Source organism: Autumnicola aciditolerans, assembly GCF_041679265.1.
In the GTDB taxonomy this organism is placed as follows: domain Bacteria; phylum Bacteroidota; class Bacteroidia; order Flavobacteriales; family Flavobacteriaceae; genus Autumnicola.
The window spans coordinates 136,854-154,153 of record NZ_JBGFSM010000009.1 but is presented as its reverse complement, the minus strand read 5'-3'; the positions used below and the strand labels follow the sequence as shown (position 1 = coordinate 154,153).

12 protein-coding genes are annotated in these 17,300 nt (G+C 42.2%); all 12 read right to left on the bottom strand.

Annotation, left to right across the window (positions count from 1 at the left end):
- Positions 1-4: 4 nt before the first annotated feature.
- The gene (gene ruvA, locus AB8M93_RS11760) at positions 5-586 is read right to left on the bottom strand and encodes a Holliday junction branch migration protein RuvA (protein ID WP_373057856.1); all 582 of its coding nucleotides are present in this window, start codon (positions 584-586) and stop codon (positions 5-7) included.
- Between the two features lie 85 nt (positions 587-671).
- A complete protein-coding gene (locus tag AB8M93_RS11755; RefSeq protein WP_373057854.1) occupies positions 672-2,963 on the bottom strand; it encodes an NADP-dependent malic enzyme in 2,292 nt (763 codons plus the stop codon).
- 137 nt (positions 2,964-3,100) lie between these two features.
- On the bottom strand, positions 3,101-4,024 hold the full coding sequence (gene queG, locus AB8M93_RS11750; RefSeq protein WP_373057852.1) for a tRNA epoxyqueuosine(34) reductase QueG: 924 nt from the start codon (positions 4,022-4,024) through the stop codon (positions 3,101-3,103).
- Positions 4,021-5,352: a cytochrome P450 gene (locus tag AB8M93_RS11745; protein ID WP_373057850.1), complete on the bottom strand. Its 1,332-nt coding sequence runs from the start codon at positions 5,350-5,352 to the stop codon at positions 4,021-4,023. Before AB8M93_RS11745 ends, queG begins: the two co-directional genes overlap by 4 nt.
- A 169-nt stretch (positions 5,353-5,521) precedes the next feature.
- Complete coding sequence (gene ruvB, locus AB8M93_RS11740) at positions 5,522-6,544, bottom strand: Holliday junction branch migration DNA helicase RuvB (RefSeq protein ID WP_373057848.1); 1,023 nt, start codon at positions 6,542-6,544, stop codon at positions 5,522-5,524.
- 113 nt (positions 6,545-6,657) lie between these two features.
- Positions 6,658-8,484 carry a cytochrome c oxidase subunit I gene (locus tag AB8M93_RS11735; protein WP_373057846.1) on the bottom strand — a complete coding sequence of 609 codons (1,827 nt, stop codon included), beginning with the start codon at positions 8,482-8,484 and terminating at the stop codon, positions 6,658-6,660.
- 20 nt (positions 8,485-8,504) lie between these two features.
- Positions 8,505-9,671, bottom strand: coding sequence for a cytochrome c oxidase subunit II (locus AB8M93_RS11730; RefSeq protein ID WP_373057844.1), 1,167 nt, complete (start codon positions 9,669-9,671; stop codon positions 8,505-8,507).
- Positions 9,672-9,703: 32 nt separating this feature from the next.
- Positions 9,704-11,092, bottom strand: coding sequence for a quinol:cytochrome C oxidoreductase (locus AB8M93_RS11725; RefSeq protein ID WP_373057842.1), 1,389 nt, complete (start codon positions 11,090-11,092; stop codon positions 9,704-9,706).
- 25 nt (positions 11,093-11,117) lie between these two features.
- The gene (locus tag AB8M93_RS11720; protein ID WP_373057840.1) at positions 11,118-11,831 is read right to left on the bottom strand and encodes a c-type cytochrome; all 714 of its coding nucleotides are present in this window, start codon (positions 11,829-11,831) and stop codon (positions 11,118-11,120) included.
- A 5-nt stretch (positions 11,832-11,836) separates the two neighbouring features.
- Positions 11,837-12,364 (bottom strand): DUF3341 domain-containing protein, encoded by a 528-nt coding sequence (locus AB8M93_RS11715; protein ID WP_373057838.1) that lies wholly within the window; start codon positions 12,362-12,364, stop codon positions 11,837-11,839.
- 5 nt (positions 12,365-12,369) lie between these two features.
- Positions 12,370-14,175 (bottom strand): NrfD/PsrC family molybdoenzyme membrane anchor subunit, encoded by a 1,806-nt coding sequence (gene nrfD, locus AB8M93_RS11710; protein WP_373057836.1) that lies wholly within the window; start codon positions 14,173-14,175, stop codon positions 12,370-12,372.
- A 30-nt stretch (positions 14,176-14,205) separates the two neighbouring features.
- Complete coding sequence (locus AB8M93_RS11705; protein WP_373057834.1) at positions 14,206-17,280, bottom strand: TAT-variant-translocated molybdopterin oxidoreductase; 3,075 nt, start codon at positions 17,278-17,280, stop codon at positions 14,206-14,208.
- Positions 17,281-17,300 lie beyond the last annotated feature (20 nt).

Below are 17,300 nucleotides of genomic sequence, written 5' to 3'. Positions count from 1 at the left end.
GTAGTTATAGATTTTTAAGCGCCTGTTTTATAAGAGATTCAACGGTTAGGGCATTGTTCTCCTTTAAAATTTTATCGATTACTTTTTCAGCTTGCTTTCGGGCAAAACCAAGGGTTTCCAGTGCAGATAACGCTTCTTCCTTCTCTGTATTGTTTGAAGACACAAAAACTTCGTCTTCGCCAAAAACTTTAAGAATTTTATCCTTTAGATCCAGGATTACCCGTTGTGCGGTTTTGGCACCAATTCCTTTTATACTTTGAATTGTTGCCGCATCTCCTGTTGCTATCGCCTCCTTTATTTGTCCCGGTTCTATGGAAGATAACATGGTGCGCGCAGTACTTGCCCCAACCCCTGACACTGAGATAAGCAGCCTGAAGATTTCCCTTTCAGATTTTTCCTTAAACCCGAAAAGCGTATTGGAATCTTCCTTAACCTGCAAATGCGTGTAAAGGCTAATAGCTTCAGTATCCTGAATTAAAGAATAAGTATGCAGGGAGATATGAACAAAATATCCTACGCCGCCGCATTCTATAACGACATGGGTTGGATTTTTTTCAACAAGTTGTCCTTTTAAATGATGGATCATGCGTTAACATAAAGTTAAAGCCCCAAATGTAGTAAAATAAAGCAAAGGCCAAAACGGCTTCTACGTTATTAAATCCCTCATTTTGTTATTGTTTCTTAAGGCGTTTTTCTTTTTCCTGCGCGTCTACCACTGCAACTGCAGACATGTTCACCATTTCCTCCACGCTGGCTCCAAGTTGCAGGATATGCACCGGCTTTTTCATTCCCATCATAATTGGCCCTATAGAATCTACATTGTTTAGCTCCTTGATGAGTTTATAAGTACTGTTTGCAGAATCCAGGTTAGGATAAATGAGCGTGTTCACTTTTTTACCGGCCAGTTTAGAAAAAGGGAATTTTCCCTGCAGCATTTCCCGGTTCAGGGCAAAATCTGTCTGTAGTTCCCCGTCTACGTTTAATTCGGGATGAAAACGGTGAAGATAAGAGACCGCTTCTTTTACCTTTTTCGCCCTGGGGTCTTTAGAAGAGCCGAAGTTAGCATACGAAATCATCGCAATAACCGGGTCCATTCCAAAAAGCTGCACCGTACGTGCGGTCATTTGGGCAATTTTAGCAAGATCTTTTGCTGAAGGGTCAATATTGATAGAAGTATCGCTTATAAAAATAGGTCCACGTGTAGTATTCATAACATTAGTCGCGGCAACCCTAGTCACTCCTTTTGCCATGCCAATGAGTTCCAGCATTGGTTTTACTACTGTAGGATAAGCCCTGGAATATCCCGAAAGCAATGCATCTGCATCTCCTTCATTTACCATCATAGCTGCGAAATAATTGCGCTCCCGCATTAGTTTTTCCGCATCATAAAGGGTTACCCCATTCCTGCTCCTGGTTTGCCAGTACACCTGCGCGTAAGCTTTTCTATGTTCCTCTTCTTCATCGGAAATTGGATCGATAATCTCCACATCTGAAGTATCAAAATCTATCTCCCGCATTAATTCTTCAATCACTTCCCTTCTTCCCAAAAGAATTGGAATCCCTATACCTTCATCTTTAACAATCTGGGCGGCTTTAAGCACATCCAGATGATCGGCTTCGGCATAAACAATACGTTTAGGACTGGTTTTGGCACGGTTAATTAACAAGCGGGTAATTTTGTTCTCATTGCCCATTCGCTCCAGCAGCTCGTCTTCATACTTCTGCCAGTCCTGGATAGGCTGCCTGGCCACGCCGCTTTGCATGGCCGCCATAGCCACTGCCGGCGGAACTTTGGCGATTAAGCGTGGATCGAATGGTTTTGGGATTATATAATCGGCTCCAAAATTCAAGCGGGTTTCCCCGTAAGCGATATTAACCTGTTCCGGTACAGCTTCTTTGGCAAGTTCAGCCAGGGCTTTTACCGCAGCCATTTTCATTTCTTCGTTGATCTTTGTTGCCCGCACATCAAGCGCTCCTCGGAAAATAAAAGGAAATCCTAAAACATTGTTCACCTGATTAGGATGATCGCTCCTTCCCGTTGCCATTATAATATCGTCCCGGGTATCCATTGCCAGCTCATAATCAATCTCGGGATTTGGATTGGCCATTGCAAAAACAATGGGTTTTTTAGCCATGCTCTTCAGCATTTCCGGAGAAACAATATCAGCAATGCTAAGCCCGATAAAAACGTCGGCATCTTTCATGGCTTCTGCCAGGGTATCGATTTTTCTTTCGGTGGCAAATTCCACTTTTTCTTCGGAAAGGTTTGGGCGGTCTTTTCGAATTACGCCTTTGCTGTCCAGCATTACAATATTTTCAGCTTTCGCTCCAAATGATTTATAAAGCTTGGTACAGGAAACCGCCGCCGCACCGGCACCGCTCACCACTATTTTTACTTTTTCTATTTTCTTTTTTGCAAGTTCCAGCGCGTTAAGTAAAGCTGCCGCCGAAATAATGGCCGTTCCATGCTGGTCGTCATGCATTACGGGAATATCCAGTTCCGCCTTTAAACGCTGTTCAATTTCAAAAGCTTCAGGAGCTTTAATATCTTCAAGATTAATTCCGCCGAAGGTTGGGGCGATATTTTTTACCGTTTCAATGAATTTATCTACATCTTTGGTATCTACCTCAATATCAAAAACATCTATATCGGCAAAAATTTTAAACAGAAGCCCTTTTCCTTCCATCACGGGTTTGGAAGCTTCCGGGCCAATGTCTCCAAGGCCTAAAACCGCCGTCCCGTTTGAAATAACCGCTACAAGGTTACCTTTAGTGGTATATTTATAAGCATTATCCTTGTCTTTTTCAATCTCCAGGCAGGGTTCTGCCACTCCGGGAGAATAGGCCAGGGAGAGATCTCTTTGGGTTGCGTATTTTTTTGTGGGTACAACTTCTATTTTCCCTGGTTTAGGTTTGGCATGATAAACCAGTGCTTCGCGTCTCTTCCTTGCTTTGTTCTCCATAATGATATTTTTACCTTACTTACAAAGTTAGAAAGCCTGCCCACAATAACTAATATTATATTTTAAAATGTTTATAAGATATTGAGGAGTAATATATCCCTTCTTCTATTATGTTTTGCAATGATAAAAAAAGTAAATTACTCTTTTAAGAAATGAAGGTTACGCTTTAAGCCTTCATACTTCGTTCTTTTTACTGCAGATTTTTTAAAGATTTCATTAAAGGTCTCTTTGGTAATTTCTTCCCAATCTTTCTTGTCATTTTCAAGCAGCTGCGGATGCGGATTAAAAAGCGGCTCGTTATGTGGCTTTGAAAATCGGTTCCAGGGGCAAACATCCTGGCAAACATCACATCCAAACATCCAGTCGTCAAACTTATCTTTATAAGAATTTGGCAATTCATCCTTCAATTCAATGGTAAAATAGGAAATGCATTTGCTGCCATCAACTTTATACGGCTCCACAATGGCATCTGTAGGGCAGGCGTCAATGCAGGCAGTGCAGCTGCCGCAGTGATCTGTGACCGGGGTGTCGTATTCAAGCCCCAGGTCTACGATTAGCTCAGCGATAAAAAAGAAGGAGCCGGTTTGTTTGGAAAGCAAATTTGAATTTTTCCCAATCCAGCCGAGGCCACTCCTGGCAGCCCAGGCTTTATCCAATACCGGCGCAGAGTCTACAAAAGCGCGGCCTTCAATTTCCCCAATTTCATCCTGCATGAAATTGAGCAACTGCTTCAACTTATCTTTTATTACAAAATGATAATCCCTGCCGTAGGCGTATTTGCTGATTTTGTAAGATTCCTTATTTTGAAATTCATGCGGATAATAATTCAGCAACAGCGATATTACGCTTTTTGAACCAGGCACCAGTTTGGTTGGATCCAGCCTTTTATCAAAATGATTTTCCATCCATTGCATTTCGCCGTGCCGGTTTTTATTCAGAAATTCTTCCACGCGTGGTGCCTCTTCCTCAAGAAATTCAGCTTTGGAAATTCCACAGGACAAAAAGCCGAGGCGTTTGGCTTCGGTTTTAATCATTTCTGAATATTTCTCTTTAATGTTCATGAGCACCTCGGGCTAAATTTAAGCACAGCATTTTTTGGCTTCAGGGTGATAAGTGGTAAAATTTCAATTTCTTCTGAAGGAGCCAAAATCTTATAACGGGAAACCAACTCGGCAACCGTTAACACCATCTCGTACATCGCAAAATTGTTGCCAATACATTTCCTGGGGCCGGCGCCGAATGGATAATAATATGGTTCATGTTTCTTGCCGCCTTCAGCAAATCTTTCGGGGTTAAAAGCTTCAGGATCCTTCCAATGATCTCTATGCCGGTGAATTTCAAATATGGAAAAAAGCAGACTGGAGCCTTTGGGAATTGTTAAACCTTCAAATTGATCTTCTTCCAGATTCACCCTGTCAATAAAATAAACCGGCGGGTAAAGCCTCATGCCCTCTTCAATTACCGCTGAAGTATATGGGCAGTTTTTTAAAAATTCGAAGAGATTTGAAGAATTTCCCTTTGCATCTTTTACTTCTTCCAGTATTTTCTCCTGAACCGGAGGTTGCCCTGCCAGCAATTCAGCAATAAACGTGAGCGCGTTCGAGGTGGTCTCGTGGCCTGCGGTAAACAGGATTAAAATTTCATCAATAAGCTGTTCTTCATCCATCCCATTACCATCTTCGTAACGGGCCTCCAGCAACATATCCAGCAAATCACCATATTTTTTGCCGCTCCTTTTACGTTCAGCAACGATCTTTTTCAATATTTCCCGCGCTTCGGCCGTTAGTTCCAGGTGGTGTTTAATTTTTCCGCCAACATGGAACCACCATCTTTTAAACGGCTGCCGCAGCTCTTTTACCAGCATCTTCTGTGCGGCTTCAGTAATATACTGCAGCCTGTTTATTTCCTGCTGACTGGCGACGCCGCTAAAAAGCGACTGCACCACGGTTTGGAAAGCGAGATCGTTAAAAACAGGGAAAATATCCATGCTTTTGCCTGGCTGGATTTTATCAAGCTCAGCTTTTATGGCAAAATTTACCGTTTGCAGCAGCAGCGCAAGTTGTTTTTTATGAAAAGCAGGCTGGATCATCCGCCGCTGCTTTCGCCATTTTTCACCATCTGTTGTAAGCAGTCCATGGCCTATGTATTTTGCCATTTCTTTGGTCTGGATATTGGACTTATGGTAATTTTTCTGATTTTTCTGAAGCACATATTCCGCCAGACGGGCATCCCTGCAAAAGACAATTTTTCTCCCGAAGCCTACATTAATTTGAAAGATATCCCCGAATTTTTCAAAATTTTCATGATGAAAAGGCAGGGGATTCCGCAGAATGCGGTTGGCATTCCTGAGAAACTGAAAAGTGGAAACTGTTGGAATATTGTTTTTCATCTGGTCATTTTAAGTTCCACCTGCTCTGGCCAATAGGCATTATTCAGAAACCGGAGAGGCGATTTTACGGGCTGAAACCATCATCATGAAGTCTACTGGCTTTTTGCAACTGAGAAGTTTTTTACTTCAATTTCACTAATATTTTTAGTGAAGACTTTTTAAGCAATATTTAAAAAAGGCCACCCTGTATATTTCCCTTTATCCTCCCCAGGTGTTTATAGGCTGCTTCAGTGACTTCCCTGCCGCGGGGCGTCCTGTAAATAAAGCCCTGCTGGATAAGAAAAGGCTCATAAACTTCTTCAATAGTTTCAGCACTTTCGCTTACCGCTGTAGCCAGAGTAGTAATTCCCACAGGCCCACCTTTAAATTTGTCGATTATGGTACTCAGGATCTTATTGTCCATTTCATCCAGCCCATGTGCATCTACATTAAGCGCTTTGAGGCCATATTTAGAAATTTCCAGGTCAATCTTCCCGTTGCCTTTAATCTGGGCAAAATCCCGGACTCTTCTCAACAAGGCATTGGCAATTCTCGGCGTACCCCGGCTACGGCCGGCAATTTCTACGGCCGCGTCTAACGTAATGGGCACTTTTAGGATATCAGAGCTTCGCTGCACGATGTCTGAAAGCAATTCGGTGGAATAATATTGGAGTCGGCTGGAAATGCCAAATCTGGCCCTCATGGGAGCAGTAAGCAAACCAGATCTTGTGGTGGCGCCAACAAGCGTAAAGGGATTAAGATTAATCTGGACTGTCCTGGCATTGGGGCCAGATTCTATCATAATATCTATACGGTAATCTTCCATTGCCGAATACAGATATTCCTCCACCACCGGGCTAAGCCTATGGATTTCATCTATAAAAAGAATGTCACGTTCTTCAAGATTGGTTAGCAAACCCGCCAGGTCCCCGGGTTTGTCCAGCACAGGGCCAGACGTAACCTTAAGGCTAACGTTAAGCTCATTTGCAAGAATATGGGCAAGTGTGGTTTTTCCCAAACCCGGTGGGCCGTGAAAAAGGGTATGGTCTAAGGCTTCACCTCTTAAATTTGCAGCCTGAACAAAAACTTTCAGATTTTCCAGCACCTGGTCCTGCCCTGCAAAATCATCAAAATTAAGGGGACGCAGGGCCCTTTCAATATCAAATTCTTCCGGGGAAAAATTATCACCGGTAGGATCAAGATTTTCGTTCATGACAATTTTTTAGTACAGAAAAATTTTATTTCGGCAATTTCTTCCGAACAAAGATAAAAGAAAAAAGCCTCTTCGGTTAAGAAAAGGCTTTTGTATAAATTGAGAAACTTATTCTAATGATTCAGTTCTTCTTCATCCTTTTGAAGCGGAACGGTTTGCGGTACAAAATCCTGACCGGCGATTACATAATTCCCGTCTTCATTGGTTTTACTATAGTCGTAAGGCCAACGGTACACGGAAGGAATTGCTCCGGGCCAGTTCCCATGAATATGCTCAACAGGAGTAGTCCACTCCAAGGTATTGGACTTCCATGGATTCTGAACTGCCTTTTTTCCGTAGAACATCGAGTGGAAAAAGTTATAGATGAAAACCAACTGCACCAGCGCGGTAATAATTGCTGAAACGGTAATAATAACGTTTACATCGGCAAGATCATCAAAATAAGGGAAAGCCGTGTTGGTATAATACCTTCTTGGCAGACCGGCGATACCAATAAAGTGCATTGGGAAGAAAACCCCGTAAGCACCTGCAAAAGTTACCCAAAAATGGATATAACCCAGTTTTTTGCTCATCATCCTTCCATACATCTTCGGGAACCAGTGATAAATACCTGCAAACATACCATATAGAGCCGAAATACCCATTACCAGGTGAAAATGGGCAATTACAAAGTAGGTGTCGTGAACGTTAATATCCAACGTGGAATCCCCGAGAATAATCCCGGTTAGACCACCAGTAATAAATGTACTCACAAAGCCTATGGAATATAACATTGCGGGATTCATCTGCAGGTTTCCTTTCCAAATAGTGGTGATCCAGTTGAAGGCTTTTACTGCGGAAGGAATTGCGATAAGCAATGTTGTGAAAGTAAATACCGAACCAAGGAACGGGTTCATACCAGATACGAACATGTGGTGGCCCCACACAATTGTGGAAAGGAATGCAATTGCCAGGATAGAGGCAACCATGGCGCGGTACCCAAAAATAGGTTTACGGGAGTTTGTTGCCAGAATTTCTGAAGCAATACCCATAGCCGGGAGGATTACAATGTAAACTTCAGGGTGGCCAAGGAACCAGAAAAGGTGTTCAAAAAGTACCGGCGAACCACCCTGGTGGGCCAAAACTTCCCCTTCTATAAAAATATCACTCAGGAAGAATGAAGTTCCAAAGCTACGGTCCATGATAAGAAGCAGGGCCGCCGATAATAACACAGGGAAAGAAACCACCCCGATAATTGCGGTTACAAAGAATGCCCATATCGTAAGCGGAAGCCTGGTCATAGATAGTCCTTTTGTTCTAAGATTAAGTACGGTAACTATATAGTTTAAGGACCCCATTAAAGAAGATGCAATAAAAATTGCCATAGAAACAAGCCACAAAGTCATTCCTATCCCGGAACCACTAATGGCCTGCGGCAAAGCACTAAGCGGCGGATAAATGGTCCATCCCGCCATTGCAGGTCCTGACTCCACAAAAAGGGAACTTACCATGATTACAGAGGACAGGAAGAACAACCAGTAAGAAACCATGTTCAAAAATCCCGACGCCATATCCCGCGCTCCAATTTGCAACGGAATCAAGAGGTTGCTAAACGTACCACTTAAACCTTGTGTGAGCACAAAAAACACCATAATAGTACCGTGAATGGTTACTAGGGCCAGATAAATAGATGGAGACATTACCCCGTCTGGAGCCCACTTCTCACCTAACAAAACTTTAAAGATCCAGAAAGATTCTTCAGGCCAGGCAAGTTGGACTCGGAACAATATAGACATTCCTATACCAATAGTTCCCATAACCAGTGCGGTGATAAGATATTGCTTGGCAATCATCTTATGATCCTGGCTAAAAATATATTTTGTTATAAAAGTTTGCTTATGATGATGTCCATGATCTTCATGATGATCGTGAGCCGGTGCGTTTGTTGCTATTGCTGACATATCTCTAATTCTTTAATCTTTTAAATTTCTTCTTCCTGGTTCCTTGCCTCTGTAGTCTCCAAAACTTCAGCCGGCGCATCTATTGGTACTTCTTCCTGCTCCGGTGCCGCATTTTCTTCAGCATCCTGAGCTGCCATCGTTTCTCCGAAAGTTTGCTGTTCTGTAAGCCAGGCTTCATATTCTTCCGGGCTCTCCACAACAATTTTCATTTGCATATTATAATGGGCGACCCCGCAAATTTTATTACAAAGCAGATAATAATCGAATTCATAAGCATCCAGTGGAGATTCCCCATTAGCCACCAGCTCGGTGCTGTTTTCCCTTCGGATTTCATTGATCCTTCTCACTTTTTCCTCCATATACTCACTACTTCTCATTTCTTCGGAAGTAACTGTAGGTGTAAACCCAAATTGGGTAATCATTCCAGGTACAACGTTCATTTGCGCCCTAAAGTGTGGGAAATATGCCGAATGCAGTACATCCTGTGACCTTAATTTGAACAATACCGGTCTTCCTACCGGCAAATGCAGTTCTGTAGCCACCTTATCATCCTGGGCATAAGTGTCATTTTCATCTACTCCCAATTGATTAATGCCTTCAATAAAACGGACATTTGCCTTACCCAGGGTATTATCTTCTCCGGAATATCTTGCCGTCCAGCTGAATTGTTTTGCATAAAGCTCGATCACCAGAGGATCATCATCTTCATTGATGTTCATGATGTTGGACCAGGTGAACAAACCATATAAAATTAAACCTGCAAGCACCACCACCGGGATGATGGTCCAGATAAATTCCAGGCGGTCATTATCTGCATAAAACAATGCTTTTTTAGTTTTGTTCCCGCGGTATTTATAACCAAAGTAGAACAGTAAAGCCTGAGTGATCACCTGTACCGTCATAATAACAGCGATGGAAATAAACATCAGGTTATCGTACTGCGAACCATGTTCTGAAGCTGCTGCCGGCAGATAGAAATTACCATAATACCAGAAGCAGTAGATCATTAATATGAAGAAAAGGATCACAAAAATTAACAGGCTGAGCCCCTGTGCACTGTTATCCTTATCTGTGGCAACCTGCGAACTTTCTACATCCGGACCTTTGGATAACTGAAATATCTTCGACATCTGCCACCCGGTTAAGGCAAGAAGTGCTAGTACTATGATTACTAAAAATACGGTCATTTTATATATTCTTCTTTAAACAATCAATCTAATTAATAATGGTAATGTTCACTTTCCTTAAGGAAAGGATTACCTTTTGGATAAAGCGATTCTTTGCCAAGGCCATTTCCCACAATAAGAATAAAAAGGCCAAGGAAAAACAATAAACCTCCTATTTCTGCAACTCCAAAAAACCAGTTAGCTCCAACGGTAGATGGCATTATCAAAAGATAAATATCTATATAGTGTCCTACAAGGATCACCAAACCTGCTATGGTTATAATTATTGGAAGCCGCTTATAATCACTATTCATAAGAAGTAAGATAGGGAATACAAAATTAAGAACGAGCATGCCAAAAAACAATAAATTATACTCCTGAATTCTTAATATAAAATAGGTTACTTCTTCAGGGATGTTGGCATACCATATCAACATAAACTGCCCAAACCAAAGATAGGTCCAGAAGATACTGAAGGCGAACATGAATTTAGCCAGATCATGCAAATGGCTATCATTTACAAAGCTTAAATAACCCGCTCTTCTTAAAAGGATAGTTACCAGTGCAATTACTGTTATTGCAGACACAAACATACTTGCAAATACATACCATGCAAAAAGAGTACTGTACCAGTGCGGAGTCATACTCATAAACCAGTCCCACGCCATCATAGACTCGGTTACTATAAAGAACAAAAGGAAGAAAACGGCACCCTTAAAGCTCTTTTTATAAGGCCTTAAATCGTCTCCTGTTGCTTTTGCCTGGTCTAGAGAAAATTTCCTGGAGAAGTACCTGTACAGGTTCCAGCCTACTATATAAATAATCGCCCTTATTACGAAAAAAGGAAAATTGAGATAGCCGGATTTTGCCTGTAAGATCTTATCTTCAGCAACCAATTCTTCATTTTGCCACGGAAAAAAGTGTGTGCCGGCAAAAATTACAATCAGCGCTACAATAATTGAGCCCGGAAGCAGGTAGGAAGTAATCCCTTCAATTACTCTAAATAATACAGGAGACCATCCTGCCTGAGCGGCAAACTGAATGGCATAAAACACCAATGCCCCCAGCGCAATCATAAAGAAGAAAAAAGCTGATACAAATAAGGCCGACCATGGTTTGGTTTGCATCTGATGAAGTATATGCTCATAATGAGCCATTTCTCCATGCTCGCCGTGAGCTTCTTCGCCGGCTCTTGTTTCCTCTCCATGAGCGTTTCCTTCTTCGCGCTCTCCCTGCATGTGTGCTTCTCCGGATGTCTCAGGCTGATGCTCTATAGCTTCACCGGAACCTTCTTCAGCATCATGGTGGCTTTCAGCGGCCAAAATTTCTTTTACTTCTTCTATACTTGAAGGCGCAGCTATAAAACCATAAACCAGGCCTATGGCACCAACAACCATGAATATAATTGCTGTAATTTTTAACTTACTGGATAGCGTGTACATATTACTTGATCTAAATGCTTTATTCTTAATTTTCAGTTTCTTCTGCCTGCGGCTCCTGAGATTCCGCGTCTACGGGAACCTCTTGATTTTCATCAGGAAGGATTTCTGTGATTTCTGCTTCAGAAGGAATAAGATTTTCTTCAGCAGGGCCTTCTGCTTCTTCAAATTCCCTTTCTGGTTTTCCTTCAAGATTATCCTTCAGGCTCATTACATAATGATCTATAAGCCACCGCTCCACAATACTTGTTTGAGAAGCATAAGATCCCATATTGTTAAGGCCGTAATACATTACATGATATACGCTGCCTTCTGTAATGGCCCTCCCGGCATCATCATAGGCAGGTATTCCTAAAATTTTCTCGCGTTGGGCAAGGATTCCCTGGCCATCGCCTTTATCTCCATGGCAAACTGCACAATAAATGGTGTAAAGTTGTTTTCCCTCGTTAAGGTTATCTTCAGTATAAGGAAGAGGGTTTTTTAAGTTGGCTTTGGCCGCGGCCATACCCTCTGCGGTATTTTCATAAGGATAAGGCATCCATCCACGGGGAATAGTTCCTTCAACCGGTAATTTTGCTTCCTGCTGGTTCTGGAAAATATCATATTCTCCATAAGTTTCATAACTTATTGGAGCATACATATCTGGCATATACTGATAATTGGGCCTGTCCTTATCTGCACAGGAAATGACCATGCCAGCCAAAACAAACATTACTATAGATTTATAGAACAAATTCTTCATCAGATCTATTTATTATCAATTAATTTAATTTCGGAAGCCCCCGTGTCATAAAGAAATTTAGAAAGGTCATCCACATTGTGATTGGCCGCATCCACTTCCACAAGAAAATGATCATCTGTGGTACGAACATCAGGGTTTTCTGCATTTCGGAATGGCCAAAGTTTACTTCTCATGTAAAAAGTAATTACCATTAAGTGGGCCGCGAAAAACACGGTTAATTCAAACATAATAGGCACAAAAGCAGGCATGTTTTGAATAAAGGTAAAACTAGGTTTACCCCCTATATCCCTTGGCCAGTCCTCTATCATCATAAAATTCATCATCCAGACTGCCACACATAATCCTGTGATTCCATACATAAAGGAGGTAATGGCTATTCTTGTTGGCGCCAGTCCAAGTACCTTATCCAACCCATGTACAGGAAAAGGGGTATAAACTTCACCAATTTCATAGCGCGCATCCCGAATTTGTTTTACTGCCTGTAAAAGCAAATCGTCATCTGTATAAATAGCGTGTATAGTTCTTGAAGCCATCTTAATTACCTGTTTTTTAGTTTTGTTGCCTGAGCTACCCAGTCTCCCTTGTGATCTTTGGAAGGGAAAGGATCTATCACTTTATCCAGCAACTCAAAATCCTTTTCAGTCATCTTACTAACCTGAGGGTAGGTATAAATCCCAACCTGGTGCAGATGCTGCTCTAATAATGGGCCAACTCCTTTAAGCTTTGTAAGGTCATCGGCAGATTGTGTGGCAGGATCATAAACACCAATCCTTTCCAGCATTTCATCCAACTGCGTCCTGGTAACTTCAGAAATAGTAAGGGAATCTGCATTTACAGTATCATTGTGATGCACTTCTTCATCCTCGAACTGCTCTGTAGTGCTTTCCTTGATATTAGATGCAGGTTCTTTTGCTGTAGGATCAGAATCCACATGTATATGGCTTACATCATCTCCATGCTCTGCACGTAATTTCTTATATTTTTCACCTGAAGATTTCAGGATTGTCTTAACCTCTGCCTGAGCAATTACCGGGAAATTTCTCGCATAAAGAAGGAACAACACGAAGAAGAATCCTATAGTTCCAATAAAAACCCCAATATCCACAAAGGTTGGCGAGAACATTGCCCATGATGAAGGCGTTCTACTTTTACTTAAATCTACCACGATAATATTAAAACGCTCAAACCACATCCCTATATTAATAATAAGGGCTACAATAAACGTCCATAAGATATTCCTTCTAAGGCTCTTTACCCATAAACTAAGCGGCACTACAAAGTTACAAATGATAAGTGCCCAAAATGCCCACCAGTAAGGACCTGTAGCAGCTCCAAACGAAAGATAGGTGTAGTTCTCGTAGCTGCTTCCGGAATACCATCCAATAAAATATTCGGTAATATATGCTATAGATACAATACCTCCTGTTAACAGGATCACCTTGTTCATATACTCTATATGAAGCAGGGTAATATAGTTTTCCAGATTAGATACTTTTCTCATAATGATAAGAAGGGTCTGCACCATGGCAAATCCGGAAAAGATCGCTCCTGCAACAAAATAGGGAGGGAAAATGGTACTATGCCATCCCGGAACCACAGATGTGGCAAAGTCAAAAGATACAATAGTATGTACAGAAAGTACCAGCGGAGTTGCAAGACCTGCAAGAACAAGGGAAACTTCTTCAAACCGCTGCCAGTCTTTTACACGGCCACTCCATCCAAAGCTTAATATTCCGTAGATTTTTTGCTGAAAAGGCCTTACCGCCCTGTCCCGCAACATGGCGAAGTCTGGAAGAAGTCCTGTCCACCAGAACACCAGGGATACAGAAAGATAAGTGGAAATTGCAAATACGTCCCAAAGCAGCGGAGAGTTAAAGTTAACCCACAAAGAACCAAACTGGTTTGGAATTGGAAGTACCCAATAAGCCAGCCATGGACGTCCCATGTGAATAATAGGAAACAACCCGGCCTGAAAAACTGCAAAAATGGTCATTGCTTCAGCAGAACGGTTTACCGCCATTCTCCATTTTTGACGGAAAAGCAACAGCACCGCAGAAATAAGCGTACCGGCATGGCCTATACCTACCCACCAAACAAAGTTGGTAATATCCCAGGCCCATCCAATGGTTTTATTTAATCCCCAGACTCCAATTCCGGTAGATACCGTATAAACAATACAGCCTATCCCCCATAAGAAGGCTACCAGGGCAATTGAAAACACAATCCACCAGGCTTTGTTGGCCCTTCCTTCTACCGGAGCAGCAACATCTACACTTACATCGTGGTAAGATTTATCTCCGGTAACCAGAGGCTCTCTTATAGGCGCTTCGTAATGTGACGACATATTCTTTTAAAATTGATTCTTAATACTATTTTATGACTCCGAAGTATTCCTGATTTTCACCTGGTACACCACATTGGGTTGAGTACCTAAGCCCTCCAGATTATGGTACATTCTTTCATCGGTTACTTTTTCATGTATAAGGGTATCGTGATCGTTCACATCTCCAAATACTATTGCCCCTTTATCACAGGCAAGCGAACATGCAGTCTGGAATTCACCATCCCTAACAGGGCGGCCTTCCCTTTTTGCATCCAGAATGGTTTTTTGGGTTTTCTGGATACACAAAGAACATTTCTCCATAACTCCCCTTGCCCGCACTGTTACGTCTGGATTTAATACCATGCGACCAAGATCATTGTTCATGTGATAATCAAATTCATCATTTTCAGCATACGTAAACCAGTTGAAACGACGAACCTTATAAGGACAGTTGTTAGCACAATATCTAGTACCCACACAACGGTTATAAATCATTTGGTTCTGGCCCTGGCGCCCGTGATTAATCGCAGCAACAGGGCAAACAGTTTCACATGGCGCATGGTTGCAGTGCTGGCACATTACCGGCTGAAATACCACCTGCGGATTGTCGTAAGACGGTGTTTCCACCTCACGATAAGTTTCAAATGCAGGTAATTCTTCAAGCTCCTCCTGTTCTTCAGCAAAAGTATCGGCAGCAGAATAATACCTGTCTATACGCAACCAGTGCATATCCCTGAAGTTTCTTACTTCTTCCTTACCAACTACCGGTACATTATTCTCTACATGACATGCAATTACACAGGCCCCACATCCGGTACAGGCATTTAAATCTATAGACATATTAAAATGATGTCCTATAGACCTGTCAAATGAGGTCCAGATATCCGCACGATCTGAAGTAGTTGGAACTTCCTGATGATCATAGCTCACCTCAGGTTTAGGGTTCCAATGTTCTGCCTCGGTGGAATTATATTCCTGGAGGGTGGCCTCCTTAACAATATCATCTCTTCCGGCAAGGGTTCCCTGTAACTGCACACAGGCGAACTCATGTATTCCCGGAGCTTTCTCTAAAGTTACATTTTGATGCGCTTTGAAATTTTGATATAATGGAAAGGCATTTACCCCAACCTGCATTTCTTCCTGAATAGATTCCTTTTTTCCATAACCCACAGCAAGGGACACAACTCCTTTAGCCTGGCCAGGCTGAATATAAACCGGAACATTCTTTACAACGCTGTCTCCTACTTTAATATTAACATAGCTACCATTAAGGGCTCCGTTAGAAACAAAGTAATTTTCCAGTCCAAGATTTTCAGCATCTACGCTGGACATTTTTAAGTAATTGTCCCAGGATGCCCTTGTAACAGGGTCTGGCATTTCCTGCAGCCATGGGTTATTAGCCTGCTGGCCATCTCCCATTGCCACAGAGGTATACAGCTCCAGTTCCAGCCCTTCTCCTTTAGAAGCAGAGGTGAGACCTGAGGACGCAGCAGCACCTGCATTCATTTGTAACAGGCTTGCAGCGGCATCTGGCAACTGAGGCAGGGAAGAAGTATCTTCCAATTCAAAAGTGCCATCATGCAGGGCAGTATACCAACGGTCACCACCAAGCACTCCACTCCACATTTCTTTAAGATATTCGTAATAATTTTGAGAATTCCCGGTCCACCTTAATAAGGTATCCTGAAACTGTCTGGTATCAAACAAAGGTTTTATTGTGGGCTGGGTTAATCCAAATTGTTTGCCAGTAAACTGCACATCCCCCCAGCTTTCCAGATAATGAGGTGTAGCTCCAACGAACTCACAAAGTTTTGCCGTTTCATCCATTTTCATTGAAAATGCAACAGCAAGATCTACATTTTTAAGGCCTTCCACAAATTCTTCAGCATTAGGCAGGCTATAAGCGGGATTTACACCCATCACCAATAAGGCGCCCACACTTCCAGAGTTCATATCTTTAACAAGACGCTCTACTTCCGCAGCATTTCCCTGTCTCACCATTACTGGATTTTCAGTATCCATAACGCCACTATTCATGGCCTCATTAATCTCCAACACCAGTGTTTGAGCATCATTCTCAGGAATCCCCGAAACAACCACCCCGTTTCTTCCGGCTTTACGCAACTGTGCAGCCGCCTTAACCACTGCATCATCCAGCCTTGGAGAAAGTTCACTTGTAGAACCTCCACCCACAATGTATCCATGCAGCGCAGCTAAAATAGCTTTTTGCTGTGATAAGGTTACCGGGATGCGTTTATCTGCATTAGCACCGGTTAGGCTCATATTAGATTCAAACTGAATATGTCGGGACATTTTACCATTTTTAGGCACTCTTCCTCTTGCATATTGAGAATCGTATCCACCACCCTGCCAGTCTCCAAGGAAATCAGCACCTACAGAGACAATGGTTTCAGCTTTTGAAAAGTCATAATTTGGCAACGCACGCTTCCCATATTTTGCCTGAAAAGCATTTAATGCGGAATCTTCAGAAAAAGCATCATAAACCACATGCCTTACCTTCCCGAATCTCCCGGAAAATTCATTTATAAGTTTTGCTGTAGAAGGGCTTGCCATTGTTGAAGTAAGCAGGACAATTTCGCCATTTACGTCATTTAATCTTCCTGTTACACTGCGGTCAAATTCTTCCCAGGAGATATTTTGACCTTTAGCGGCTGGCCTCCTAAGTCTGTTTTTATCGTATAATGATAATACCGAGGCCTGTACCCTGGCATTAGAGCCGGTACCCGCCATGGTATTTACTTCAATTTTGATAGGCCTCCCTTCCCGTGTCTTTACCAGAACTCCAGAGAAATCAAACCCATCTGCCATTGTAGTAGCGTAATAATTTGCCACACCCGGAACAATGCGTTCTGGCTGCACCACATAAGGAATAGATTTCACCACAGGTCCTTCACAAGCAGCAAGAGTAGCAGCCGCAGTACTAAAACCTATATATTTAAGGAAGTCCCGACGGGAGGTTTTTGAACCTTCCATAGACTCCTGGTTTCCCAGAAAATCCTCAACAGGTATTTCCTCAGAAAATTCCTTTTTTTGGAGCGCCTCAACAACAGAGCTGTTTTCTTTTAGCTCTTCAACACTTTTCCAGTATTTCTTGTTTGATGACATATATATAAATATTACTTTCT

Bases quoted from the DNA above. Each gene is read 5' to 3' on its own strand.
- AB8M93_RS11755 (WP_373057854.1), bottom strand. From the start codon at position 2,963: ATGGAGAACAAAGCAAGGAAGAGACGCGAAGCACTGGTTTATCATGCC.
- AB8M93_RS11705 (WP_373057834.1), bottom strand. From the start codon at position 17,280: ATGTCATCAAACAAGAAATACTGGAAAAGTGTTGAAGAGCTAAAAGAA.
- AB8M93_RS11720 (WP_373057840.1), bottom strand. From the start codon at position 11,831: ATGAAGAATTTGTTCTATAAATCTATAGTAATGTTTGTTTTGGCTGGC.
- ruvB (WP_373057848.1), bottom strand. From the start codon at position 6,544: ATGAACGAAAATCTTGATCCTACCGGTGATAATTTTTCCCCGGAAGAA.
- ruvA (WP_373057856.1), bottom strand. From the start codon at position 586: ATGATCCATCATTTAAAAGGACAACTTGTTGAAAAAAATCCAACCCAT.
- queG (WP_373057852.1), bottom strand. From the start codon at position 4,024: ATGAACATTAAAGAGAAATATTCAGAAATGATTAAAACCGAAGCCAAA.
- AB8M93_RS11725 (WP_373057842.1), bottom strand. From the start codon at position 11,092: ATGTACACGCTATCCAGTAAGTTAAAAATTACAGCAATTATATTCATG.
- AB8M93_RS11730 (WP_373057844.1), bottom strand. From the start codon at position 9,671: ATGACCGTATTTTTAGTAATCATAGTACTAGCACTTCTTGCCTTAACC.
- nrfD (WP_373057836.1), bottom strand. From the start codon at position 14,175: ATGTCGTCACATTACGAAGCGCCTATAAGAGAGCCTCTGGTTACCGGA.
- AB8M93_RS11745 (WP_373057850.1), bottom strand. From the start codon at position 5,352: ATGAAAAACAATATTCCAACAGTTTCCACTTTTCAGTTTCTCAGGAAT.
- AB8M93_RS11715 (WP_373057838.1), bottom strand. From the start codon at position 12,364: ATGGCTTCAAGAACTATACACGCTATTTATACAGATGACGATTTGCTT.
- AB8M93_RS11735 (WP_373057846.1), bottom strand. From the start codon at position 8,484: ATGTCAGCAATAGCAACAAACGCACCGGCTCACGATCATCATGAAGAT.